This is a genomic window from Streptomyces sp. NPDC102259 (assembly GCF_044766465.1).
Lineage (GTDB): Bacteria > Actinomycetota > Actinomycetes > Streptomycetales > Streptomycetaceae > Streptomyces.
The window spans coordinates 129,324-155,114 of sequence record NZ_JBIWMA010000011.1 but is presented as its reverse complement, the minus strand read 5'-3'; the positions used below and the strand labels follow the sequence as shown (position 1 = coordinate 155,114).

General features: G+C 70.8%; 16 protein-coding genes. All 16 read right to left on the bottom strand.

All coding sequences use genetic code 11. The features are described 5' to 3' along the window. Window positions 1-137: 137 nt before the first annotated feature. Window positions 138-1,124: a LuxR C-terminal-related transcriptional regulator gene (locus tag ACIRPU_RS24960; protein WP_403871014.1), complete on the bottom strand. Its 987-nt coding sequence runs from the start codon at window positions 1,122-1,124 to the stop codon at window positions 138-140. Window positions 1,125-1,398: 274 nt separating this feature from the next. Then, on the bottom strand, window positions 1,399-3,402 hold the full coding sequence (gene thrS / locus ACIRPU_RS24955) for a threonine--tRNA ligase (RefSeq protein ID WP_403871011.1): 2,004 nt from the start codon (window positions 3,400-3,402) through the stop codon (window positions 1,399-1,401). A 168-nt stretch (window positions 3,403-3,570) separates the two neighbouring features. Beyond that, window positions 3,571-4,323 (bottom strand): thioesterase II family protein, encoded by a 753-nt coding sequence (locus ACIRPU_RS24950; protein WP_403871008.1) that lies wholly within the window; start codon window positions 4,321-4,323, stop codon window positions 3,571-3,573. 46 nt (window positions 4,324-4,369) lie between these two features. Beyond that, a complete protein-coding gene (locus tag ACIRPU_RS24945) occupies window positions 4,370-5,371 on the bottom strand; it encodes an LLM class flavin-dependent oxidoreductase (RefSeq protein WP_403871005.1) in 1,002 nt (333 codons plus the stop codon). A 3-nt stretch (window positions 5,372-5,374) separates the two neighbouring features. Continuing rightward, a complete protein-coding gene (locus ACIRPU_RS24940) occupies window positions 5,375-5,587 on the bottom strand; it encodes an MbtH family protein (protein WP_403871003.1) in 213 nt (70 codons plus the stop codon). A gap of 43 nt (window positions 5,588-5,630) precedes the next feature. After that, window positions 5,631-9,584: an amino acid adenylation domain-containing protein gene (locus ACIRPU_RS24935; RefSeq protein WP_403871000.1), complete on the bottom strand. Its 3,954-nt coding sequence runs from the start codon at window positions 9,582-9,584 to the stop codon at window positions 5,631-5,633. A gap of 18 nt (window positions 9,585-9,602) precedes the next feature. After that, a complete protein-coding gene (locus ACIRPU_RS24930; RefSeq protein WP_403870997.1) occupies window positions 9,603-15,959 on the bottom strand; it encodes an amino acid adenylation domain-containing protein in 6,357 nt (2,118 codons plus the stop codon). Between the two features lie 150 nt (window positions 15,960-16,109). Next, window positions 16,110-17,459, bottom strand: a complete 1,350-nt coding sequence (locus tag ACIRPU_RS24925) for an MFS transporter (RefSeq protein ID WP_403870994.1) — start codon at window positions 17,457-17,459, stop codon at window positions 16,110-16,112. 5 nt (window positions 17,460-17,464) lie between these two features. Beyond that, complete coding sequence (locus ACIRPU_RS24920; RefSeq protein WP_403870991.1) at window positions 17,465-17,722, bottom strand: phosphopantetheine-binding protein; 258 nt, start codon at window positions 17,720-17,722, stop codon at window positions 17,465-17,467. Next, window positions 17,719-19,254 carry an amino acid adenylation domain-containing protein gene (locus tag ACIRPU_RS24915; RefSeq protein ID WP_403870988.1) on the bottom strand — a complete coding sequence of 512 codons (1,536 nt, stop codon included), beginning with the start codon at window positions 19,252-19,254 and terminating at the stop codon, window positions 17,719-17,721. Before ACIRPU_RS24915 ends, ACIRPU_RS24920 begins: the two co-directional genes overlap by 4 nt. 132 nt (window positions 19,255-19,386) lie before the next feature. Then, entirely contained in the window at window positions 19,387-19,728 is a 342-nt protein-coding gene (locus ACIRPU_RS24910) for a hypothetical protein (RefSeq protein ID WP_403870985.1), read from the bottom strand. A 52-nt stretch (window positions 19,729-19,780) separates the two neighbouring features. Beyond that, window positions 19,781-19,936, bottom strand: coding sequence for a hypothetical protein (locus ACIRPU_RS24905; RefSeq protein WP_403870983.1), 156 nt, complete (start codon window positions 19,934-19,936; stop codon window positions 19,781-19,783). Between the two features lie 347 nt (window positions 19,937-20,283). Beyond that, window positions 20,284-21,300: a 1-aminocyclopropane-1-carboxylate deaminase gene (locus ACIRPU_RS24900; protein WP_403870980.1), complete on the bottom strand. Its 1,017-nt coding sequence runs from the start codon at window positions 21,298-21,300 to the stop codon at window positions 20,284-20,286. A 109-nt stretch (window positions 21,301-21,409) separates the two neighbouring features. Further along, window positions 21,410-22,063, bottom strand: coding sequence for a GntR family transcriptional regulator (locus ACIRPU_RS24895; RefSeq protein ID WP_403870977.1), 654 nt, complete (start codon window positions 22,061-22,063; stop codon window positions 21,410-21,412). Between the two features lie 215 nt (window positions 22,064-22,278). Beyond that, window positions 22,279-23,862: a TROVE domain-containing protein gene (locus ACIRPU_RS24890; protein ID WP_403870974.1), complete on the bottom strand. Its 1,584-nt coding sequence runs from the start codon at window positions 23,860-23,862 to the stop codon at window positions 22,279-22,281. Between the two features lie 361 nt (window positions 23,863-24,223). After that, window positions 24,224-25,687: an alkaline phosphatase PhoX gene (locus ACIRPU_RS24885; protein WP_403870971.1), complete on the bottom strand. Its 1,464-nt coding sequence runs from the start codon at window positions 25,685-25,687 to the stop codon at window positions 24,224-24,226. Between the last annotated feature and the right edge of the window lie 104 nt (window positions 25,688-25,791).

Here is a 25,791-nt window from a genome sequence, read left to right as displayed (position 1 = left end):
TGAGCTGGTCGATGACGTCGCGGTCCTCGGGGTACGGCGGGATTCCGGCCGCGGTCAGGCGGGATTCGGCGGCAGCAGCGGAGGGCGGTGAGGGCGCCGGCCGTCGAGGCCGGCGCCCTCACCGCCTTTTCCACCGGTCAGAGCCAGCCGTTCTCCGCCGCCCTCAGACCCGCTTCGAAACGGCTGCGCGCACCGAGGCGTTCCATGAGGCCGGCCATCATCCGCCGCACCGACCGAGCGGAAAGCCCCAGCTGGCGACCGGCCCGTTCATCGGTGAGGCCCTGTGACAGCAGGAGCAGCAGCTCGCGCTCCTGCGGGGACAGGCCGTCGTCGTCGGTGGCGGGAGTCGTGTCACCGACGGGCCGGGACGTGGACCAGATCTGTTCGAACAGAGCGAGGATCACCGTGACCGTGCCGGGATCGGTGACCTCGAGGGCGCCGAGCGAGGAGTTGTCCGGGTCGACCGGCACCAGGGCGACGCGCCGGTCGTAGATGAGCATCCGGATGGGCAGGGAGGGCGCGGTGCGCACTTCGGCACCGATCTCGGTCAGCCAACGGGCATAGGCCAGCGTGGGCGGGTCCTTGCGAAGGCTCTCCAGGCCGACGGTGCGCATCGCCACTCCGCGACCGCGTACCTGCGAGTCCAGTCTCTTCGCGGCCTCGATGAACACCGGGTCCTGCGGCCCCCCGGGCATGAGGGTCGCGACTTCCTCGGCGGCGCGCAGGGACAGTTGCTCGATCCGGTCCTGGATCGCGTCCATCCCCATCAGCTTGGTGACCTCGGGGCGGCCGTGCCCGGGGCTCTGGTCGGTGTATTCCTGGACCAGTTGCGCGACGGCCACCTGGCTCTCGGCGAACTGATAACTTTGGCGCAGCATTTCGGCTTGGCGCTGCTGGATGAGTAATTCCATTCCGACTTGAGGGCTGACCGGCCTCAATTCACCCGGCACCTCCCAAGAAGGGCGCAGCAGAGTCAGCTCGGCAAGGTTGTCGAGGGCCTGTCGAATCTCTTCCGTAGTGGCGGAGAGTTCACCGGCCATTCCCTCGACGTCCAGGTCGCGCCGAGTCAACAGCAAACGATATGTTCGTTCAGCTATGGGATCGAGTCCCAAGAAGTCAAGCACTATTCCCCCGTCAGCTTCCGCGAACCCGCGAGAGGTTACGAAAACCTCTGCGAGCATGCCAAGGATGCTATGCGCACCACTCAGGGCGCGCGACCACCGATCGTACAGGCGCTCGACGTCGCCCTGCACGGCTTTACGGGGGCCATGCTCAAACGGGGAGTAAAGGTTCCGACGTCCGCAGCAAGCCCTTGCCGGGCCACGTGCGGAGGGCCCGGGGAGCGGTACCGGGCCTGCTCCCGGTCCGCTCCCCGGACCTCGCCGGACTCGCCGTGTCCTACTGGTGTCCGGCGCCCTCCAGGCTCTTGGAACGCACCAGTTCGGTGGCCTGCGCCACAAATGCGTCGAGGGGCATCGAGCGCTCCTCGCCCGAGCGGTACCGCACCGACACGGTCCGCTCCTCAGCCTCTTTACGGCCCAGGACGACGATGAGTGGCACCTTGCGCGTGACCGCGGCCCGCACCTTCGCCGACAGCCGGGCGTCACCGCGGTCGACCTCGGCCCGCAGGTCCGCGCCGAGGAGAACGTCGCACACCTCGTCCGCGTACTCCCGCAACTCCGACGCGAGGGGGAGGACACGGACCTGCTCCGGGGCGAGCCAGACCGGGAACGCCCCGCCGAAGTGCTCGACCAGATAGGCCACGAAACGCTCGTGCGAACCCAGCGGCGCACGATGAATCACGACAACCGGTTTCTCCCCTCCGTCCGAGTCGTGATAGGTAAGGCCGAAGCGCTGCGGAGTGTACAGATCGACCTGGTTCGTCGAGGCGGCGAACTCCTTGCCGGTGACCGCGCGGATCATGAAGTCGACCTTGGGACCGTAATGGGCGGCCCCGCCGATCTCCTCGACGTAGGGAATGTTCGACTCGTCCATGGCGTCACGGGTTATCTGCTCCGCGAGGCGCCACATCTCCTCGTCATCGTGGTACTTGGCCGTGTTCCGGGGATCACGCAAGGCGAGCACCATGTAGAAGTCCGAGATGCCGAGTGCCCGGTAGTACTCGTCGTGCATGCGCATCACTTCCAGGAACTGGTCCTTCGCCTGCTCTGCCGAGCAATAGATGTGCGCGTCGTTCTGCGTGAACCCGCGGGTGCGCATGAGGCCGTGGAGCTGGCCGCTCCGTTCGAATCGGTGAACGGTGCCGTACTCCGCAATCTTGTAGGGAAGGTCCCGATAACTGTGCGGCCTCGACTTGTACACCATGTGGTGGTGCGGGCAGTTCATCGGTCGGAGGTAATACTGCTCACCTTCGATGTCGATCGGCGCGTAGAGATCCTCGCGGTAATAGGGAAGGTGCCCCGAGAGGTAGTAGAGCTCGTCCTTGGTGATGCTCGGTGTGACCACTCGCCGGTACTTCAGGCGCCGCTCCGTCTGCCGCGCCCAGCCTTCGAGTTCGTCCCGGATGATCGTGCCGTTGGGCAGCCACAGCGGGAGTCCCTTGCCGATCTCCTTGCTGAAGGTGAAGAGATCGAGGTCCTCGCCGATCCTGCGGTGATCGCGTCTGCCGGCCTCCTCCAGTTGCCGCAGATGCTCCTTCAGCTCCTCGCGAGTCGGCCAGGCCGTCCCGTAGACACGCTGCAGCTGTGGGTTGGCCTCGTTCCCCCGCCAGTACGCGGCCGCCGAGCGGGTCAACTTGAATGCCTGGATCAGCTTGGTCGAGGGGAGGTGCGGGCCTCGGCAGAGGTCGGACCAGCACACCTCGTCCGAGCGCGCGTCGATGTTGTCGTAGACGGTCAGTTCCCCCGCCGCGGAGTCAGCGGCAGTGGGGGCGCCGTCGTCACTTTTCAGATCCACCAGTTCGAGCTTGTACGGCTCGTCGCGGAGCTCCTGCTTCGCCGCCTCGATCGACGGGAACACCCGGCGCCGGAAGCGCTGACCGCTCTTGATGATCTCCCGCATCCGCACCTCGATCCGCTCCAGATCGTCCGGCTGGAACGGCTTGGCGACATCGAAGTCGTAGTAGAAGCCGTTCTCGACGGGCGGCCCGATGCCGAGCTTGGCCTCGGCATGGAGGCTCTGCACGGCCTGGGCGAGAACATGCGCGGTCGAGTGCCGCAGGATGTCGAGCCCCTCGGGGCTGGACAGGGGAACGGGAAAGACCTTCACCTCCTCCCCCGGCTGCCAGGAGAGGTCCCGGAGCAGGCCGTCGGCATCGCGGACCGCGACGATCGCGTTCGGCCCGGTCATGGGCAGCCTGGTCGTGGCGACGACGTCGGCACACGAGCTGCCGGCCGGGACGGTGACCGCGTCCGGCACACGGTCGGCGCGGGTTGTGCTCATTGATGGCTCCTCGGTTCATGGTGAATGGGGGGATCGCGGGGCCGATCCGGCCAGGGGCGGGCTCAGTGTGGGTCCGCGGCGCGGGCGGTGACCACCGGGACCGTCACGAACCGGCCAATGGCCCTGTCGGACGGCCCTCCGGGCCACGTGGGGCCCGTACCGCCGACGTCAGGTGAGGACCGCTTCCGTGCTGGAACGGACGGTGCGGGCGACGGCCGCCCAGTGTTCGTTGAGGAAGAAATGCCCACCGCTCAGGACGTGGAACCGGAACGGACCCGTGGTGTGCTCGGCCCACACCCGGGCGTCCGCGACGGGGGTCAGCGGGTCGTCATCGCCCGTGAGGGCCACGACCGGGCAGCGCAGCGGAGGACCGCCGCCGAACCGGTAGGTCTCACTGGCCTGATAGTCACCCCGGATCAACGGCAGCAGCAGGGATCGCAGTTCGGGATGGTCCAGCAACTCGCTGTCCGTACCCCCGAGCGACATCACCTGCTCCGCCAGGGCGTCCTCCGGCAGCCGGTGAGCGGTGGTCCGGCGGATACGCGAGGGGGCCGGCCGGCCGCTCACGATCAGCGCCACCGGGGCGGTGTCGCCCAGCCGAGCGGCCACCTCGTAGGCGACGACGGCGCCGAGGCTGTGGCCGAGCAGGGCTCGCGGCCGGTCTCCCGCGCCCTGCCCCAGCACCTCTGCCACCTGGTCGGCGAGCCGGTGGACATCCGTGACCACCGGCTCCGCGTACCTGTCCTGGCGACCCGGATACTGCACCCCGAGCACCTCGGCGTGGTCGGCCAGCTCGGCCGCGAGCGGACGGTAGAAGCCCGCCGATCCCCCTGCGTGCGGGAAGCAGACGAGCTGCAGATCCGGCACCGCGGTGCCCGCCGCGGCGTCGAGACGCCGGAGCCACAAGGCTGTCTGGGTCATGCTCTGTCTCCTTCGAAAGGTTCGACGGACGTGCGGTGCCGCCGCGTCAGACGGCGACCGGCAGCCGCTGTGCCAGTCGAAGGGCGATGCCCGAGTGGTGGAGGTCGTCCTCTTCCCTGGGCACGTCGAGGATCAGTGCGGTGATGCCCAGTTCGAGGTACTCACCCAGCAGCCGGGCCACCTCCTGGTAACTGCCCACGAGGTAGGGGCAGAAGGTCTTGTACGCGCGGAACGGATAGAGCCAGTAGCCGTCCCTGGGGCGGTGCGAGTGCTGCGCGTCCCGGGAGAGGTTCTGGTGCCAGCGCGACTCGACCTGCCCGGCCGCCACATCGTGCAGCCGCTCACCCAAGTCGTCCGACGGGAACCGCTCGTGCGCGATCCGCCAGGCCTCCTCGCTGCTCTCACGGGCGATGATGCCCAGCCGGATGCCATTGCCCCGCAGGCCGTCGGGGTCCGCCGCGTAGTCCGCCGCCGCGCGCGGGTACGAGAGCCGGACGGCGCCCAGGACCTGCTGTGCCTCGACACAGGCGCCGGAGGACCCCGATACGTAGACCCTCGGGGCGAGTTCGGCCGGCAGCGGGATGGTGAGCGAGACGGCGTTGAGGCCGTAGTGCCGACCGAGGTGGGTGACCGGCCGGGTCCCGGTGAGCAGCTTGTTGACGATCTTCCCGTACTCGGCCAGCCGTTCGTAGCGCTCGTCGTGGTCGAGGACGTCACCCAACTCGCGCATGTGCCCGGCGAATCCCCCGGTCACCAGATTCAGATCGACCTGGCGGCCGTGCAGATAGCCGATGGAGCTGATCGCCCTGGCGACGTCGAAGGGATGGCGGAACAGGGGCTGCACCGCGACCAGCGGCACCAGCGTCTCGGTGTGTTCGATCATCAGCTGGGCCGCGGCCCAGGGGTCGACGAGCGTGTTGTCCGTGTAGACGAGCAGGCCGCGGTGGCCGGCCGCCTCGGTCCAGCGCGCCACGTCGACGGCACGCCGCCGGAACTCGTGCCCGGTGAGGCTGTGCGAGGAGGGCGCGGTCGTGTAGACGGTCAGCATGGCTCAGGCGGCCTCTCCGGTCGCGAGCGCCGTGCGAACACCGAGCGGACGCAGGTCCTGCCAGATCTCCTCGATGTGCGCGAGGCACTCGGCCCTGGTTCCCTCGAAGCCGGCGGCCTGCCAGCCCAGCGGGAGGGGCCGCCCGGGGAACCAGACCGAGTACTGCTGCTCCGCATTGCTCACCACGGTGAAACGGTCGATGCTCTCGACAGTCATGTTCTGACTCCTTGATCGGTTCGTGTCGGTCGACGGGGGCCGCTCAGCGGGCGGCACGGTGGGACAGCTCGTCCGTGATGAGCTCGGCCAGGCGGCCGACCTCGTCGCGGGTGAGGAAGGTGGCGGGCAGGCCGGGCAGCTCGTGCAGGCCGATCGGTCCGGTGATCACCTGTGACCAGCCCATGTCCACGGGCTGGAAGTTCTCCTCCGGAAGGACGAAGACCCGGGCGGCGCCGTCGTACGCGGCCTGCCGGTGCGAACTGATCGCCTTGGCGTTGGCCTGGTAGACCCCGAGCAGCCTGCGCGCGTCTTCGAGGCTGCTGACGTCGTCGCGCAGCGCGCCGGCGCTCCGGCCGCGGCTGAACACCAATTCGATCTTCTCGTCGAGGCTGTCGATGGCGGCCAGTTCCTCGTACGTCGTGTCGGTTCCCTGAGAGAGCATGTGGTGCACCAGGGCGGTCGGGTCCTCCAGGAGCCTGCGCGGGGCCGGGTCGAAGGGGTTGGCCACGACCAGCCCGAGGTAGCCGACCTCGTCGCCGGCCGCGCGCAGCCGACGGGCCACCTCCACGGCCACCGTCGCACCCATGCACCAGCCGGCGACGTGGTACGGGCCCTCCGGCTGGACGGCCTTGAGCCGGGCCACGTAGTGGTCGGCGAGGCCGCTCATCGAGTCCAGCGGTTCCTCCCCCGGCTCCATGCCGGACGCCCGTACGCCGTACACGGTGACCTCGCCGTCGAGGAGCCGGGCGAGCGGTCCGTAGCCGAAGATGTGGCCGCCGAGCGGGGGGAAGAGGAACAACGGCGTGTGGCCCGCGGAGTTGAGCGGCACGACCAGTGTGTCGGCGCCGTCGGTGCCGTCGGCGTCCCGGCGGTCGATCAGGGCCGCGAGCCTGCGGATGGTGGCCGCCTGGAGCAGGGCGGCGACCGGGAGCTCGACTCCGAGCTCGTCGCGGACCTTGAGCACCACCCGCAGGGCGCGCAGCGAGTGGCCGCCGAGGTCGAAGAAGTTGGCGTTCACGCCGATGCCGGTGACGCCGAGCACCTCGCTCCAGATGGCGGCCAGTGCCCGCTCGGTGTCGGTGCTCGGCGCGGCCGTGTCGCCCTCGGCGGCGGACATCGCCTCGCCGATGCCGGGCAACGCCTTGCGGTCGATCTTGCCGTTCGGGGTGAGCGGCAGCGCGTCGAGCAGCACCCAGGCCTGGGGCACCATGTAGCCGGGCAGTGCCTCGGCGCACCAGGTGCGCAGCGCGCTGCCGTCCACACCGGGAGCGGCCACGACGTAGCCGGCGAGAACCCGTTCGCCGTCCGCGCCCAGCGGCGCGGCGACCACGGCCGCGGACACCTCCGGGTGCCGGCCGAGCCTGGCCTCCACCTCCTCCAGCTCGATGCGGTAACCGCGCACCTTCACCTGGAGGTCGACCCGCTCCAGATACTCGAAGGCGCCGTTCTCGCCGACGCGTACGAGGTCACCGGTGCGGTAGAGCCGTGCGCCGGGCCGGCCGGGACCGGCGAAGGGGTCCGGTACGAAGCGGTCCGCGGTCAGGTCGGGCCGATCATGGTAGGCGCGGACCACGCCTTCGCCGCCGATGTACAGCTCGCCGGGAACGCCGGGGAAGACCGGGTCCATGTGGGCGTCCAGCACCCACATGGTGGTGTTGCGGATCGGACGGCCGATGGGCACTGTGCCCTCCCCGGCCGTCACCCGCTGGACGGCGGACCACACGGTGGTCTCGGTCGGTCCGTACATGTTCCAGACCGCCGCACCGTCCCGTGACAGCCTCTCGGCGAGGTCGCGCGGGAACGCCTCCCCACCGCAGAGCACTGCGGCCATGTCCTTCGGGCGCCAGCCGGTGTCGAGCAGCATCCGCCACATGGCGGGTGGTCCCTGGGCGATCAGTCCGGGCGCCGACTCGATCAGTTCGCGCAGCGCGGTGCCGTCCGCGACCTGGCTGCGGGCGGCCAGGAGCACGGTGCCGCCGAGAATCAGCGGGACGAACATCTCGTTGACATGGATGTCGAAGCTGATCGAGGTCGTGGCGAGGTAGGGGTGCGAGTCGTCCAGGTCCAGGCGCTCCACGAGTGCGTCCAGGAAGTTGACGACGGAGCCGTGTGGTACTTCGACCCCCTTGGGCAGGCCGGTGGAGCCGGAGGTGTAGATCGTGTAGGCGAGCTCGTCGCCGGAGACCTCGACCGCCTCGGCGCTGCGCGGGTGCGCGGCGGCCGTCTCGACCGCGAGGGCGGCCGGCGCGAGTTCGGCGGCGACACGGGCGGAGGCGGCGTCGTGCAGGAGGAAGTCCGCGCCGCTGTGTCGGGCGATGTAGCGCAGCCGGTCGAGCGGGTAGTCGGGGTCGAGTGAGACGTAGTTGGCGCCGATCCGCCAGATGGCGAGCAGGGCGGGTATGAGCAGGGTGCCGCGGTTCATGCACACGCCGACCGGGTCGCCCCGGCGGACTCCCGCGTCGGTGAGGCTGCCCGCTATCCGGCCGGCCGTCTCCAGCAGCTCGTCGTACGCCAGTTCGCCGTCGATGGCGCGCACAGCGGTCCGACCGGACCGGGCGGCGCGCTCGATGCGCTGGTAGACACCGTGCGAGCGCCCGGTGTCGCGCCACGGGCCGGAGCCGTGCACGGCAAGGGCGGCGACGTCCTCGTCCGCGAGCGCGGGCGCGGCCAGTACGCAGGCGTCGGGATCGGCGGCGATCCGTTCCAGCACCGAGAGGTAGGCCCGGCTGAGGCGTGCGGTGTCCGCACGGTCGAAGCGCCGTGCGTCGTAGCGCAGTTGGAGCCGCAGCGAGGTGCCTTCCGGGTTCATCACGAATCCGGAGGTCAGCGGGAAGTTGGTGTGCTCGTAGTAGTCGCCGATGTCGAGGGTCAGGTCGTCCTGTGCGGTGAGCCCTTCATAGCTTCGGAACCGCCGGAAGTCGAAGACGATGTCGAAGGGGCTCCAGCCGGTCTCCTCGACCATCGCCGCGAGCGGATAGCGGCGATGGGGGAGGATCGCGGTCTCCTGGGCGAACACCGCGGTGGCGAAGTCGGCCCAGCTGGCCCGCGGGAGATGGGTACGCAGCGGATAGGTGCTCAGGAAGAGGCCCTTGACCTGCTCGGCGTCCCGCGTCTCCGGCCGGCCGTTGCCGACGACCCCGGTGATCACGTCGGAGCGCCCGAGCAGCCCCGACACCACGCGCAGGTGTGCGGTGAGCAGCACGGTCCGGACGGGGACGCGCAGCCGCGTCGCGAGTTCGCCGAGCCGGTCGAGCACGGGCCGCGGGATGTCGTACCACTCGACCTCCACGGTCGAGTCCAGTTCGTCACTGGTGCGCCGGGGCGGCACGGGCAGCGCGGCGGGCTCGGCACCGGCCAGCTGGTCGCGCCAGAAGTCGCGTTGTCGTGAGTCGTCGAGAGCGTCGAGCTCGAGTGCGATGTAGTCGCGGTAGCGGGTCCGCGGGGCGGTGAAGTCGGGCGTACGGCCCGTTCGGATCGCCGTGTAGCCGGCGAAGAGTTCCGCCACGGCGGAGTGCAGGCTCCAGCCGTCCATCATCGCGTGGTGGAAGGACCACCAGAAGTGGAACTCCTCGTCCCCCAGGCGGTGGACGACCATGCGGAAGAGCGGCGCCGCCGCGAAGTCGAAGGGACGGCCGGTCTCCTCGCGGCGCCAGTCGTCGAGGACCTGCTCGGCGGCGTCCCGCTCCAGGCGGCGCAGGTCGACGGTCTCGAAGGGGGCGTCGACGGTGGAGTGCACGAGCTGCAACGGTTCGCTGAACTTGGCGAGTTCGAAGGAGGTGCGCAGGACGTCGTGGGCCCCGATCAGCCCGGCGACGGCGGCGCGGAAGCTCTCCTCGTGCCAGGGACCGCGCACCCGCAGCGAGTAGATGTCGTGGTAGTAGGAGGCGTCGCCCTCCAGCTCGGCGTGGTAGATCATGCCGGCCTGCAGACGGGACAGCGGATAGGCGTCGGTGACGGAGCTGGTGGCTGTTCCGCGGTGGGATGTTGCGGTGGTCATGCGACTGTTCTCCGGTCTCTAGAGTCCGAGCCGAGCGAGGTCGGCGGTGCTGAGAAGGGTGAATTCACCAAGGGGTGCCGTCTGCTCCCGCCGCGGATCGACCGCGGTCATGACGGCGGCGAGTTCGCGCAGGCTGCGGGCGGTGAACACGTCGTCCAGGCCCAGGGACCAGCCCTGGTCGGCCGCTGAACCCACCACGCGTACGGCGCTGAGCGAGTCCCCGCCGATGGCGAAGAAGTGGTCCAGGGCGCCGACCGGCCGGTCCGGCTTGAGCACCTCGGCCCAGATGGCCGCGAGTGTCCGTTCCTCGTCGGTGTCCGGCACCTCGTACGCGACCGTGTCGCCGCGCCACGGCTGTGGGTCGGGCAGGGCCCGCCGGTCGACCTTGCCGGTGGCGCCGAGCGGGAACGCGTCCATGACCACGATCAACGAGGGGCACATGTAGTCGGGCAGGATGCCGCGCAGTCGCTCGGCGAGCACGGTGCCGTCCGCCGCGGCGCCGGGGCGGACGGTGGCGTAGCCGATCAGCTCCTTGCCGCCGCCCGGATGCTCGTGGACCACGACGACGGCGTCGGTCACCTCGGGCTGGGCGGCCAACCGCTCCTCGATCTCGCCGAGTTCGATGCGCACGCCGCGGATCTTCACCTGGAAGTCGGTCCGTCCGAGGTATTCCAGGTCGCCGCCGGGAAGCCGCCGCACCAGGTCTCCGGTGCGGTAGAGGCGCGAGCCCGGGTGTTCCGGGCCGGCGAACGGGTCCGGGACGAACCGGTCGGCCGTCAGATCGGGCCGGCCGACATAGCCGGTGGCCAGTCCGATGCCGCCGATGTACAGCTCGCCGACGCCGCCGCGCGGGATCGCCCGCATGGTGTCGCGGTCGAGCACGTACAGCCGGATGTTGTCGATCGGGCGTCCGATGGGAACGGCGGCGCCCGCCTCCGCGGTTGCGCAGCTGTGCCACGAGACGTCCACGGCGGCCTCGGTGGGGCCGTAGAGGTTCTCCAGTCGGGGTGGTGTCACCCCGGCGGTGGCCGTGACCTCGTAGAAGCGGTCACGCAGGCTGCCTTCGAGCGCCTCCCCGCTGCACACCACCAGCCGTACGGTCTCGGCGATGGTCTCCGCGCCCGGCTGCTCCAGCAGTGCGGCCAGCATGGGCGGCACGAAGTGCAGGGTGGTGACCCGTTCACGGCGGATCTCCTCGATCAGGTATCCCGGGTCGCGGTGGCCGCCGGGACGGGCCATCACGATCCGGGCGCCGGCCAGCAGCGGCCAGAAGAACTCCCACACGGAGACGTCGAAGGTGTAGGGGGTCTTCTGCAGGACGGTGTCGCAGGCGTCGAGCCGGTAGGTGTTCTGCATCCAGCGCAGCCGGTTGACGATCGCCCGGTGCGGGACCAGAACGCCCTTGGGAGTCCCGGTGGAACCCGAGGTGAAGAGGCAGTACGCGGGCAGCTCGCCGTGCAGCGGCAGTTCCAGCGGCTGCTCGTGCTCGGCCTCCAGGCTGACGACGAGGGTGTGCTCCCTGCCGAGCTCGTCGGGCACCCCTCCGGGGCCGGTCAGCAGCGTCCGGACCCCGGCGGTGTCCATCATCAGCCGCAACCGATCGGCAGGAGCCGCGGTGTCGAGCGGCAGGTACGCGGCGCCCGCCGCCATCGCGGCCAGGAGGGCGACGACCAGCTCTGCCGAGCGCTCCATGTGCACGGCGACCACGTCACCGACACGGACTCCGCTCGCGCGCAGCCGACGGGCGTGCGCGTCGGCCAGACCGAGCAGCTCGGCGTAGCTCACGGTACGCCCCGCGTAGCTGACGGCCGGTGCGTCCGGGGTGAGGGCGGCGGACCGGCGGATCCCGGTGAGCAGGTCCTGGGCATCGTCCGGGCCGGCCGGGGGTGTGGGCCCGGCCGCCGCGGCGAGTTCCGCGGCGCGTTCGGACGGGGGCAGTGCGTCGTACCGGGCGGCCGGGTCGGCGGTGTTCTCCAGCAGGTGGCGGATGTGGGCCAGGAGCCGCCGGGCGGTGGCCCGCTCGAACAGATCGGCGTTGTACTCCAGGGTCAGCTCGCAGTGCTCGCCGTCGAGACGGGTGATCAGGCTCAGCTCGGCCTTCGCGGTCGTCCGCGCGTCCGGCACTTCCTCGACCCGGACACCGGGCAGTTCGAGTGAGGCCGGTGCCGCCTGTTGCATCACCAGGGCTGCCTGGAACACGGGCGGATGGCTCGCCGTGCGCGGCACGTCGAGTTCGGACAGCAGCCGTTCGAACGGTACGTCCGCTGCGGAGAGCCCGCGCCCGACCTCGGCCGCCGTCACCGCGACGAGGTCGTCGAGCAGTCCGCTCGCGGGCAGCCGCAGCCGCAGCGGGACGGTGTTGATGAAGCAGCCGATCAGCTCCTGCTGGCCGGACTCGGGGCGGTTGGCCACCGCCGCTCCGAGCACCAGCTCGCGGTCGCCTCCGCGGGCCGCGACCGCCGCCGCGTACGCCGCGGCGACCAGCGTGAACGGGGTGACGGAGCGGCGGCCCGCCTCGTGACGCAGCCGCTCCGCCAGCCCCGCCGGAAGGGAGAGCACCTCGCGGTCGCCGCGATAGGTCTGGCGGTGACCGCGCGGGCGGTCGGTGAGCAGGCCGTAACGCTCCGGGGCTCCACGCAGGTGCTCGGCCGCCCTCGCCAGGCCGCCGTCCGCCTCCAGGGCCGCCGTGCGCGCCCGCTGCCACCGCGCGAACCCGGCGTAGTCCGACTCGGGCAGAGGCGGTTCGACGGCGCCCGACTGCCCGCTGAAAGCGGCGTAGAGCGCCGACAGTTCGTCCTGGAGTACGGCCAGCGACCAGCCGTCGGCGGCGATGTGATGGACCATCAGTACCAGGGCGCAGTCGTCGGGCCCGAGTTCGGCGAGGGTGGCGCGCAGGACCCGGCCGGCCCGCAGGTCGAGCGGCCTTGCGAGCTCCTCCTTGACGAGGGCAGACAGGTCGCCGGCTCCGGAGAGCTCGACCGTCCGGTAGTCGAAGACGTCCTGGGCCGGCTTCGGCAGGGCCCGCAACCGGTCGGCCGTGACCTCGAAGCCGGTGCGCAGCGGGGCGTGCCGCTCGACCAGGCGAAGGAGCGACCTGCGCAGCGACTCCCGGTCGAGGCCGCCGCGAAGGCGGAAGCACCACGGGATGGTGTAGACGCCCGGCTCGCCGCCTGTCATCTCCTCCAGGAAGAACATCCGCTCCTGGGTGAGGCCGGCCGGATAGGGGGCGTCCTGCACCGTGGTGCCGACCGGCGGCAGCGTCTCGGGGTCGCGCACCATGACACGGGCAGCGATCACCGCGGGCGTCGCCCGGTCCAGGACGACGGCGGCGGGCACCCGGACACCGAAGTGCTTCCCGAGCCGTGCGGCCATGCGCATGGCGAGCAGCGAATGGCCGCCGAGCGCCAGGAACTCGTCGTGCACGCTGATCCGCCGCACCCCGAGGACCTGCTCGAAGATGTCGACCACGGCCGCCTCCTCGGCGGTGCGGGGCGCGACGATCTCGGAGTGCGCGCGGCCCGCGGAGGGCTGCGGCAGGGACCTCTTGTCCACCTTGCCGTTGGGCAGCAGCGGCAGCCGGTCCAGGGCCACCAGCCGGGCGGGGACGAAGGCCGCAGGCAGCAGGGAGGCGACGTGGCGCAGCACCGCGGCCTCGTCCAACGGTGTGCCGGCGCGCGTCACCGCGTAGCCGATCAGTCCATGGCCGTCGTCGCGCTTGAGGACGGCGGCCTGCTCGATGTCGGGGTGGGCCCGCAGGACGGCGGTGACCTCCGCGGGCTGCACGCGCACCCCGTGGACCTTCAGCTCGTCGTCGGCGCGGCCGAGGATGTCCAGCAGCCCGTCGGCCCGGAGACGGCCGAGGTCGCCCGTCCGGTAGAGGAGATCGGCCTCGTCGGCACGGAACGGATTGGGCGTGAAGCGGTCCGCCGCGTCACGGCCGGACGCCCCGAGATAGCCGAGCGAGCGGTGCGGCGTGCGGATGGTGATCTCGCCGGTCTCGCCGACCCCCGCGGGCCTGCCCGTGGAGCCGAGGATGACCACCTGGGTCTCCGGCAGCGGCCGGCCGATCGGCTGCACCCCGTCCGACGGCTCGGCGGGGATCTCGTACCAGCATTTCGCGAGCGTGGTCTCGGTCGGCCCGTAGAGGTTGATGACGCGGGCCCGTCCGCCCAGGTGTTCGCGCCAGCGGCGGACAGCCTGACCGCTGAGCGGCTCTCCGGCGAAGAGCACGGCGCGCAGGGCGCGGGGCCGGGGGGCTCCGTCCGGGTCCTCGACATGCTCGGCGACGAGCAGGTCGGCGAGGCTCGGAGTGATGTGCAGCGTGGTCACACCGCCGCGCTCCAGCCACCGCAGGGTGGCGGCGGGGTCCTCCAGATCGCCGGGTTCGGGTACGACCAGCGTGGCACCGGAGACCAGGGGCAGGAACAGGTCGCGCAGGACCACGTCGAAGCCTGTGTTGGTACGCCAGCCGACCCGGTCGCCGGGGCCGGTCGCGAGCAGGTCGCGCTCCCAGGCGAGGAAGTGGGCGAGTCCGCCGTGCCGGCCGAGCACACCCTTGGGAGTGCCGGTGGAACCGGAGGTGAAGAAGACGTACGCCGGATCGTCGGTGCCGGGCATCGGGATGTCGCTCGGGCCGTCCCCGGCGGCGAGCAGCGCGTCCGGGCTGATGGCGGCGCCATCGGTCTCACCGATCACGAACGCGGGGCGGGCGGTCTCGAGGATCGCGTCCTGACGGGCCCGTGGCAGGCCCGGCTGGACGAACAGCAGGACTCCGCCGGCGCGCAGGACGGCCAGGGCCGCGAGAACGGTCCGGCTGCTGTGGCCGCCCTCCAGCCCGACGACCTGCCCGGGACGCAGACCCAGGCCGAGGAGCCGGGCCGCGCCCGCCTCGGCGACGGCGATCAGCTCGGCGTAGCTCAGGTCGCCTTCGGACGCCCGGACCGCGGTGGCCTGCGGGTGGCGGGCAGCCGCCTCCCACACCTGTTCGACGACCGACGTTCGAGGGGTGGCGGTCAGCGGTTCGGCGAGTGTGCGGGTGGCGCGGTCGGCTCCGTCCAGGGTGAGTTCGGCCAGCGGCAGGTCCGGGGTGACGACGGCTTGCCGCAGCAGTCCGGTCATCGAGGCGGCGAACGAGGCCGCGTCCGCCGGGGTGAGGGCCGCCGTGCGATGGAGGAACTCCAGGCGCAGTCCGCCGTCCTGCGGCCAGCCGTAGACGCACAGGTCCGTACGAGCCCGTACCGGAGTCTCCTCCCAGCTCAGCCGGCTCGCCGTGCAGCCGGGCAGACTCAACTCGGCACGTTCTTGGGAAAAGATGTTCAGCATCACATTGGTGTGCGCCTCACCGCCGCGCTCCGCCCAGCGTGCGCGCAGCGCTTCGGCGGGCACGTCGTGGTCCCCGTAGGCGTCCAGGGCCAGGTCACGGACCTGGCCGAGCAGCTCGGCGAAGCTCTGCCGGGGATCGGCCGAAGCCGTGACGTACAGGCTGTTGAGGCAGGGGCCGATCAGCCGGCGGCTCCAGGCTTCCGCCCGGTTCGCGTTCGGCAGCAGCACGCTGCAGCTCTGCTGGTCGCCCCATCGGGCCGCCGTGGCGACCAGTGCGGCCAGCAGCACCATCACCTCGGAGGCGCCGTGGCCATGAGCGAACTGCTTCAGCCGGGAGAGTTCCCCGGCGTCGATCCGCTCATAGTGGCGGGCCGCCTCCGAGGGGTCCTGTCCGGCCCGGCCACCGTCGGCAGAGCCGGACAGTGCCACGCTCCGCGGTACGGGCAGCCGGGCGGCGAGCTCCGACACCCGGGCGGACTGGTCGGCGCGGGCGAAGCGTTCCCGCTGCTCCCGGGCGAAGCGCCGATACGCCTCCGGGACCGGCGGCAGCGCCTCGCCCTGCGTCACGTGGCGATAGCACGCGTCGAGTTCGGCGAAGAGGGACTCCTCCGACCCTCCGTCGAACACCAGGTGGTTGACGACCAGCAACAGCAGGGTGTCGCCCTCCCCCTGCGGGACCCAGGCATGCGCACGGATCAACGGGGAGTCACCGGGGAAGGCGCGCAGCGACTCCCGCGACACCTCGAGCAGCGCCTGCTGCTCCTCGAGGCCGTGAGTGACGTGCAACGGGATGTCACCCGGCCGGAAGTCCTCGGACATCAGCAGGATTCCGGCGTCCTCGTCCCAGGCGCAGCGTGACAGCAGCACCGGGTTGCGCTCGGCGACCAGGCTCAGGGCGGCGCCCAGTGCGTCGAGGTCGGGGCGGCCGGCGATCCGCCAGGCCATGGGGATGTTGTTGGCCGCCGGCCCCGCGCCGAACTGCTCCAGCAGCCACAGCCCCTCCTGGGCGTACGAGGCGGCGACCACCTTTGTGGTGACGCTTGTTGCGGGCATGAGTGTGTACTCCGATACGAGGTGAGTCAGCGTTCGACGCTGGTGAGGTTGACCAGTACTGGACCGCTCAGGACGTGGGCGGTGGGAGCACCGGGCCGCCGGGTACTCGCCGGTGTCGGCCGCGAGGGGGGTGCGTGGGCCGGCCGGCGATCAGCCGTCCTGCGCCGACCTGGCCGCGAGCACAGGGGTCTGACCGACAGGCTCGGCCGCGGCCTGGGGAGCGGACCCGGCGGGTGTCTCGGACTCGGACCCGGCCGGTGTCTCGGGCTCTCGCTTGTTGACGACCGCGTTGCGCACCAGACCGAGCGTGAGCAGGCCGGGTGCGCCCGCGGCCACGGCCATGGCGAGCACGACGACGGTGTAGTGGTCGCCGGCCAGCAGCGGGCCCGCCACGATCGCCCCGAGCGGGTACGCGCTGTGCATCAGCGTGCGCATCAGGGTCATGGTCCGGCCGCGGAGTACCTCCGGAGTGCGCTGGTACCGGACGCTCTGCGAGGAGACCGTCATGAGCATCGCGGGCAGGCCGCAGACGACCTGACCGGCGAGGATGAGCACCGGGTTCGCTCCGAGGAGCAACAACAGGCCGCTGCCGGAGATCACCTGGAGCAGCCCGATACGGAGCATCGGACGGACGGCGGGCTTGATCGCTCCGGCGATCAGCGAGCCGATCATCTCGGCACCCGCGAGGCCGCCGACGAGCACGCCGAGCATGGTGGCACCGCCCGGGAGACGCTCATGGGCCAGCCACGGCTGAGCGACGATCAGCATGCCCATCGCCACGTTGAAGATGGTGAAGGTGATGGTGATCACCAGCATCACCCGGTCCCGGACCACGAAGGCGACGACCGGGCGCCAGGAGCTCCGCTCGGTGAAGGCCGCGCTCCGCTCGCCGGTGCTCTCCGTACCGGCTCCCGGACGGTCCAGGCGGGCCTTCAGGCTGAGCACGAGCCCCGCGAACACCAAGTAGGTCACGCAGTCCAGGGCGAGCACCCAGTACCCGCCGATGAGCGGGATCAGCAGACCGCCGAGCGCGGGGCCGAGCATGCCGGCCGCGCCGTAGGCGACGGCCTCGAGGGCGATCGCGGTGGGGAGCTGCTTCTTGGGCACCAGATCGGGCAGGACAGCGGGGATGATGCCGATCGGGATGATCTTGAACAGACCGAAGACCGCCGCGACGACATAGAGGTGCCACGAGTCGAGGACATCGGTGACGTACAGCAGCGGGACGGCGAGCATGGCGGCACCGCGCACCAGGGAGTCGAACATCAGCAGTTTCCGCCGGGAGAAGCGGTCCACGACCTTGCCGGCCAGGAGGCCGCCGAGCAGTACGGGGGCGGAGTAGCAGACGCCGAGTACACCCAGGGTCCCGGCGCCGCCGGTCGACACGGCGATCCACGCGAGGGCCGTCCAGGTGGCCCCGTCACCGAGCAGGCTGATGACCGCGCCGATCCAGAGCTTGCGGTAGTCGGGAATGCGGAGGACGGAAGCATAGACGCGCATGCTGTTCACACCGTTGCCTTTCCGTCTTCGGCGCGGGCCACGGCGACCGAGACCGAACGCTGGAACAGATCGGCGAGGCTGATCGACAGACCGTACTCACGGGCGATCCTGGTCTTGAGTTCGATCGCCATCATGGAGTGGCCGCCGAGTTCGAGGAAATTGTCGGCGCCGGTGATGTGAGGGTCTCCCAGCTCCTCACCGATCCAGTCGAGGACCCGCTGCCTCACTTCGTCCCGGTTCAATGTCGGCACTGTTTCACTCACTTCTCGAACTCCATTTCCATTTCCTTGGCAACGCTTTGGCTGTCCGTCTTTCCGTTCACCGTCAGCGGCAGCTGCTCGAACCACCGGAAACGGGCCGGGAGCATGTACTGCGGAACACGCTTGCGAAGTTCGGCCCGGAGGGCGCGAAGCTCGACCTGCTGCCCCGAGCGGGTGGTGTATCCGCAGGCGAGGATCGGGTTCTCGGCGCCGCCGACGACCACGGCGGACGCTTCGGTGATGTCCGGTACGGCGGCGACGGCCGCCTCCACCTCGCCGAGCTCGATCCGATGACCCCGGATCTTCACCTGCCGGTCGGCACGACCGAGGTAGACGAGCTGCCCGCGCCGCGTCTCCACGAGATCCCCGGTCCGGTAGAAGAGCGCCCCGTCGACGAGGCCGAGCGGGTCGGGCCCGAATCGCTCGGCCGTGGTCTCCGGCCGGTCCAGGTACCCAGCCGCCACCTGAGGGCCGGACACCACGAGTTGACCTCGCTCAGCGCTGTCCCCCGCTTCGTCCACGATGCGCGCGGTGAAGCCCGGCAGCGGCCGGCCGATGACCGAGTCGTCGAGGAGCAGGTCCTGCCCGGTGAGCCGGTGGTACGTGGTGTGGACGGTGGCCTCGGTGAGCCCGTACATGTTGATCAGTTGCGGCCGGTCGAGGCCGAACCGGTCCGCCCAGGTACGCAGAGCGGGCATGGAGAGCCGCTCACCGCCGAACACCACGTACCGCAACGGGACGCCGCCGCCGTCGGGCACCTTCTCCAGGAGGACGCGGGCCATCACCGAGAACGCGGTGGGAGTCTGGTTGAGCACCGTCACGCCGCGGTCCAGCAGCAGTTGGGCACAGGCTTCGGGCGAGAGTTTGGTCCACCGGTCGACGATCACCAGGCAGCCGCCGTGCAGGAGCGGCCCCCACAGTTCCCAGACGGAGAAGTCGAACGCGATGGAGTGGTAGAGCAGCCACACGTCTTCGGCACCGAAGTCGAACAGTTCGGCGGCGGCCGCGAAGAGAGCCAGGACGTTGCGGTGCGTTATCGGCACGCCCTTGGGCCTGCCCGTGGTCCCCGAGGTGTAGATGACGTAGCAGTACGCGCCCGGATCCGGCCGAGCCCCCGACCACTCCTGCGCGCCGGTGTCCCAGGCCACCTGCCGGACTTCGTCGCTCGTGATCGAACACACGCCGGCCGACCCGTCGACCGCGTCGCCGACCACGGCCCGCGGACCGCTGTCGTCGAGAATGAGCCGGTTGCGCACCGGTGGGTTCTGCACATCGAGCGGCACATACGCGGCACCGCAGCGCAGAATCGCCAGTACCGTGACGACCATTTCGACGGAGGGCTCCATACAGAACGCGACGAGGTCGCCGGGCCGCACTCCGGCGCGTTCCTTCAGCAGGGCCGCCACCCGTCGGGATGCGGCGGCGAGTTCGGCATAGGAGGCCCGGTCGCCGCCGAACTCGACGGCCGTTCCATCGGGCCGGCCGTTGACCATCTCGTCGAATGCCTCGACCAGGGTGAAATTTGCGAGATTCATGACACGTAAGTCCGCCTTGGGAATCGGTGGGCCGGTGGCCGGGGCAGCAGGCAGCGGGCAGCAGCAATGCGACAGCGGTGAGGAAAACGGGAATTCATTCCGCATGACCGGGGGACGAGCGCCCCCGGGAAGTCAGTTCAGGCCGCCGTCGAACGGCTGACGCCACAGCGATGCCTCCATCGCACTCACGATCAGATCGGCACTGGCGCGGTCCAGTCGCCACCGGCAAAGGCTCGGATCGGAGGCAAGAGCCCAGAAGAGGATCACGCGAGCTTCGAGCTCCGCGCATTCCAGGGTCCGAGCCGTCATGTAGAGGACGAGCGCGGCGCCGAGCGGGTCCGGTCGCATCCAGTGGTGTTGAAGGCCTGAATCGCCGCACTCGGTCGCTTCACGAAGTCGGCCGGCGATCCGGTCCAGGTCCGAAGGCCGGGCCTTCGGCTGAGAACTCACCAGTCGTGCTGTGATCACGTACAACGGAGTCCGTCCATCATCGAGCCGAGCGCCTGCCAGGTCTGCCGCGGGGTACTCACCCCCAGATGTTGTCGCCCCCCGTGGACTCGGTGACCTGCGCGGCGTCCGCCTGTACGGTGATCGCCGGCGTTGCCGCCGCCGAGGCGGCGACGCCCATCGAGGCGGCCATGACGACGAGAACGACAGCGGCGGAACGGGCGATGAGATTCACGTTGATCGGCTCCCGGTTCGGGCGGCTTCCCCGGCGCGGCCGCCGGGCTCTGGAACGAGTCTGCTGAAGCCGGCGGCCCGGGAGAAGACATTCGAGGTAGCCCAAACGGGCCGCGTCCTAATGCGGAGCCGAGACCGTCCGTGACCCGGATTCGCGTCGCGGCCGAGTCCCGCATGGTGAGGCGGGCGTCGACCCCGGTACGGGGCGGGCCACCTGGCGTCGAACGGGTTCGGGACGCCGCGGGACAGGGCCCGGGACAAGGCTCGGCGCTGTTCGGAGACGACGCGGGACAGGGCCGGGCGCGGACCCGGCCCTGCCTGGCCAGGTCCGGAAACCGCGCCGGGTCCTCAGAACAGCGCGCTGTACGCGTTCAGGGCCGGCTGCCCGCCCAGGTGCGCGTACAGCACGGTGGAGTCGCGGCCGATCTCGCCGCGCGCGACCAGGTCGACGAGTCCGGCCATCGACTTCCCCTCGTAGACCGGGTCGGTGACCATGCCCTCGGTGCGCGCGGCGAGTCGCATCGCCTCCAGGGTCGTCTCGTCCGGGACGCCGTAGACGCCGGCGTGGTACCGCTCGTCCAACTCGACGTCCTCGACGGTCAACTCGCGCTCGACTCCGATGAGTCGGCCCGTGCCGTGTGCGATGCGCGCGATCTGCCCGCGGGTTTCGGTCGGCTTGGCCGAGGCGTCGATCCCGATGACGCGCCGGGACCGCCCACCCGCCTCCTCCAGCGCGGCGAACCCGGCGACCATGCCGGCCTGGGTCGACCCGGTCACCGAGCAGACGATCACGGTGTCGAAGTAGACGCCCGACTCCCGCTCCTGCTCGGCGACTTCGTACGCCCACCCGGCGAAGCCGAGTCCGCCGAGCGGATGGTCGGAGGCCCCGGCCGGGATGGCGTACGGCTTGCCGCCCGACTCCTCGACCTCCCTGAGGGCCAGCTCCCAGCTCTCCTTGAAGCCGATCCCGAACCCGGCCCGCACCAGGCGCACATCGGCCCCGGCCAGCCGGCTGATCAGGATGTTGCCGACCTTGTCGTACACCGAGTCGGGCCACTCCACCCAACTCTCCTGCACCAGAACGCACTTGAGCCCCGCGCGGGCGGCGACGGCTGCGACCTGACGGGTGTGGTTGGACTGCACCCCGCCGATCGACACGAGCGTGTCGCAGCCCTGCGCGAGCGCGTCGGCGACCAGGTACTCCAGTTTGCGGGTCTTGTTCCCGCCGTACGCGATGCCGGAGTTGCAGTCCTCTCGCTTCGCCCAGAGCGCGGCTCCGCCGAGGTGGGCGGTGAGCCGTTCCAGCGGATGGATTGGGGAGGGGCCGAAGAGGAGGGGGTAACGCTCGTACGAGGAGAGGGACATGGGGCCTCCTGGAGCAGTGGGTCGCCGGGAGCAGTGGGTCACCCGGAGCGGTCGGTCACCCGGAGCGGTCGGTCGCCCGGAGCGGTCGGGTGGGTCACTCGGCCACCGGTCACTCGGCCGCTCGGTCGTCGGCGTCGGCGAGATCCGCGAGGGTGCGCCAGATCTCCGCCGTGACGCGCACGGCCTCGTCGACGTCACCGCCGGCGCAGGCCTCGATCAGCCGGCCGTGCAGTCCGGCCGAACGGCAGCTGCCGCCCTCGCCGAAACGCCGTCGCTCCAGCCGCCGGATGAGGGGGGTGTAGCGGGCGATGGTGGCGGCTGCCGCCCGGTTGCCGGCGGCCCGGACGAGGATGTCGTGCAGTGCGTCGTCGGCGCGCAGGGCCGCGTCCACGTCCCCGGCCCGTACGGCGGCGGCGAACCGTTCGTTGGCCCCGCGCATCCCCTCGACGTCCGCCGCGAACAGCCGGGGCACCGCGACCCGGGTGACCAGCTCGTGCATCGCGCCCACCACGGCCGCCGCGTCCCGTACCTCGGCGGCCACCAGCGCGGTCACCCGCGTGTAGCTCTGCGGCTTGCTCTCCAGCAGCCCCTCGTCGACCAGCCGGGCGAACGCCTCCCGCACCGGCGCCCGGGACAGCCCGAGCCGCTCGGCGAGATCGGCGTCGCGCACCACCGCGCCGGGGGCGATGTCCCCGGCCACGATGGCGTCCCGGATCGCCGCGTAGGCGCGGTCCCTGAGCAGAGTGCGTGGCACAGCCTCCATGAACTGAAATGTTAGATATCAGTTCAGTGCGCGCACAAGGGGCGGAGCGGCGTCGGGTCGAGCCGATCGTCGCCGAGCCCTCGGGCCCGGCGACATCGTGCACGCGGTCGTCCCCTGGGAGAACGGCCCGTTCGTCACCTGCGCGATCCGGCATCTCGACGGCGCTCCTGTCCGCCGGCCACCGACCTCGCGGCTCGGCCGGGTCCGGTCGGCTCTCAGGCCGCCCACGGCCACCGCGTGTCGTCGGCGGCCTCGAGCAGCGGCACCATCCGGAAGGCCGCGTCCGAGAGCCCGCCGAAGGTGTGCCGGTTCCCCTTGCCCGACGGACCGTGGCCCGCGCGGTGGCCGGCCAGGTTCCAGGTGTAGACCGGCACGTTCGCCGGGACCTGGTCGGTCGGGTCGCCGTGGCGGCCCGCGGCGAACTGCTCGTCGGTGACGATCAGCACCCGGTCGTGCGCGCGGTAGTGCCGGCGCACGGCCTCGGTGGTGTCCGTACCGCCGAGGTCACCGAAACGCTCCAGAATCTTCACCATGGACTCCCCCTTACGGAACTTGATCGTGTTGCTGCTGGTGCCGAACTCGACGAGGTCGGCGTCGGCCGCCCGCAGCGCGAGCGCCGTGCCGAAGATCGCCGCCGCGTCGGCCCGGTTGAGCTCGGAGCGGTCCGACAGCCGTGCGTAGAACATCGAGCCCGAGCGGTCGACGAGCACCAGCGTGCGGCCGGACAGCGCGGGCACGTTGGCCAGCGAGTGGCCGAGCGCCTGCTCCAGCGGGTACGCCCAGCGCAGCGAGGGCGCGTGCTGGTACGCGGCGAGGTACCGGAAGGGGAACTGCCGCGAGCGCGTCACCTCCGCCGGGTCGCTGATCTTCGCCGCCACCCGCGCCGCGACCTCGTCGCAGACACCGGCCTCGTCGAAGTTGCGCAGGTTGCGGGTCGCGGCCATGGCCCCCATGGAGGGGATGACCGCCTCCCAGGCCGCCTTGTCCATCGGCCCCTGGAGCCAGCCCGCCAGCGCCTCCCACGTCATCCCGGCCGTCGCGAGCCGCTCGGCCCCGCCCTGCGAGGTGACCACCGTGCGCCGGTCCTCGACGGGCAGTGCCATCAGCTCGCGGTGGGCGGTCAGGACGCGGTTCGAGGCGGGCGGCACGGCGGTGTCCGGGTGGTGCCGGCGGTCCAGGGCGTACTGGAACAGCTCGCCCTGCCACGGCTTGTCCGGGTCGGGCGCCGCGTGCACCAGGTTGAGGACGTCGCCGAAGCGATAGCCCTTGGACGCGGTGTCGTACTTCAGCAGCGACCTGCCGCTGTACAGCCGTCGCACGGCGTCGGCGATCCCGCGCTTGACGGGCTTGGGGATGTTGCGGCCGTACGTCGCCGTCCAGTACGCGAGCAGCTCGCCGGGCTCGTCGGGCCGCTGGAGCACAGCGTCCACGACCTGCCGGTTCGACGGGCCTTCGGTGGCGCCCGCCGCCAGGCGCGCGTGGACGTACTCGGCGGCGCCGACGACCGCGGCGGTACGGAGGTTCCCCTCGCCGCGCAGCCAGCCGAGCAGGCCGGCCGTCCAGGCCGGGTCGCTGACGGCGAGTTCGCGCACCAGCTTCGTGAAGCGGTCGTCGCGGGCGGCGCCGGTCTCGTAGAAGGTCTGCTGGGAGACGAAGTTGGACACCGCCAGCAGAAAGAGCTCGGAGCGGGCGTCCCGCTCGTGTCCTCGGCCGCCCTCGTGGGTGCGCAGCGTACGGCCCGTGGTGGTCACGGGCGAGGTGGGCTGCGATGCACGGGCACGGATATTGAAGCGCGCCATCATGAATTCCCCCGAATTCAATGCTGATTCAGTCGTGTATCGGGGAGTGGCGCAGCATAGGGAAGGTGCCCGAGATCAGGGGTCGGCGACGGACTTAGCCAGATGCTCTACCGACTGAGCTACATCGACCTGAAGTCGATGACGGGACTCGAACCCGCGACCGTCCGATCCAATGAAGTAACCGTTGCCTGCGCACCGGGCACCCACCGCATGCTGCGCCTCCCGAGATCGAGTCGGCGGCGGCGTCGATTTCTGTTGCAAAGAAGTAGCCGCAGCCTGCGCACCGGGAGGTGCGTTGTCGTGATCTCAATCTAGGAGACGCAGCACGGAAGTCGCGAGCGAATTAAACGCCGTCGGTGAATTACCGCTGCTGGCGCTTCCATGGCCCGGTGATCGCCAGCATGATGCCCGGGGTCTGGATGTTGGCGTACAGGGTGTGGCCGTCGGGCGAGAAGGTGACGCCGGTGAACTCGCTGTATTCCGGCTCGTCCGCGGTGCCGAGGTTCAGCTCGTTGCGGGCGATGGGGTAGGTGCGGCCGCTGTCGGTGGCGCCGAACAAGTGCTGGACGCCCTCGCCGTCCTCGGCGATGACGAGACCGCCGTACGGGGAGACGGTGATGTTGTCGGGCCCGTCGAAGGCGCCGTCGACGGACGGGTCGGGGTTGACGCCGAGCAGCACCTTCAGGGTCAGGGTGCGGCGCTTGGGGTCGTAGAACCAGACGGCGCCGTCGTGCTGGACGGGGCTCTCGGCACGGGCGTAGGAGGAGACGACGTACGTGCCGCCGTCGGCCCACCACATGCCCTCCAGCTTGCGGGCGCGGGTGACCTGGCCGTCGGTGAACTGCTTGCGGACGGACACCGACTTGGCGTCGCGGTCGGGGACGTCGATCCAGTCGACGCCGTAGACCGTGCCGATCTTCGTGGCGCGGGAGAGGTCGTCGACGAACTTGCCGCCCGAGTCGAAGCACTTGAAGGCCTGGAGGACGCCGGCGTCGTCGGCGAGGGTGCGCAGCTTGCCGCGGCCGTGCCGGAAGCCCGCCGGCGGGGTCCAGCGGAAGAGCAGGCCGTTGGGGCCGGAGGCGTCCTCGGTGAGGTAGGCGTGACCGCGCTTGGGGTCGATGACGACCGCCTCGTGGGCGTACCGGCCGAACGCTTTGATCGGCTTCGGGTCGCGGTTGGCACGGCGGTCCTCGGGGTCCACCTCGAAGATGTAGCCGTGGTCCTTGGTCATGCCGTTCTGGCCGGCCTTGTCCTCGGTCTCCTCGCCGGTCAGCCAGGTGCCCCAAGGGGTGGTGCCGCCCGCGCAGTTGGTGGAGGTGCCGGCGACGCCGACCCACTCGGCGACATGGCCGCCGGGGCGCACCTCGACGACCGTGCAGCCGCCGGCCGCCGCCGGGTCGTAGACCAGGCCCTCGGTGAGCGGGACCGGGTACGCCCAGCCGGCGCGCGGGCCCTTGAGCTCATGGTTGTTGACGAGCAGGGTCGCGCCGCGCGGGCCGCAGAAGGTGGCGGTGCCGTCGTGGTTGGACGGGGTGATCTCGCCGGACTCCAGCTTCGTCCTGCCGCTGTACGTGATGACGCGGTACGTGAATCCGGCGGGCAGCGCGAGGATGCCCGCGGGGTCGGACAGCAGCGGTCCGTAGCCGACTCCGTGGTGGCCGGCCGTCGACTTCCGCGTCGCGTCCGCGGTGTCGGCCGCGGACTCGGTCTCCGTGGACGCGAGGGCATTGGGCGCGGTGGCGAGGGCGCCTACGCTGCCCGCCAGCGCGACTCCGGCACCGGTGATCGCGGATTGTCGGGCGAAGTCCCTGCGGGTGAGCGACATGGTGTCTCCTGAGACGCGGTGGAAGTGCCGTGGAGGGTGGCGGACCTCGGTTCGGCGTCACCGTCCCGCCCACGCCTGAACAGGAGTTGAACGGGGGGCGACTT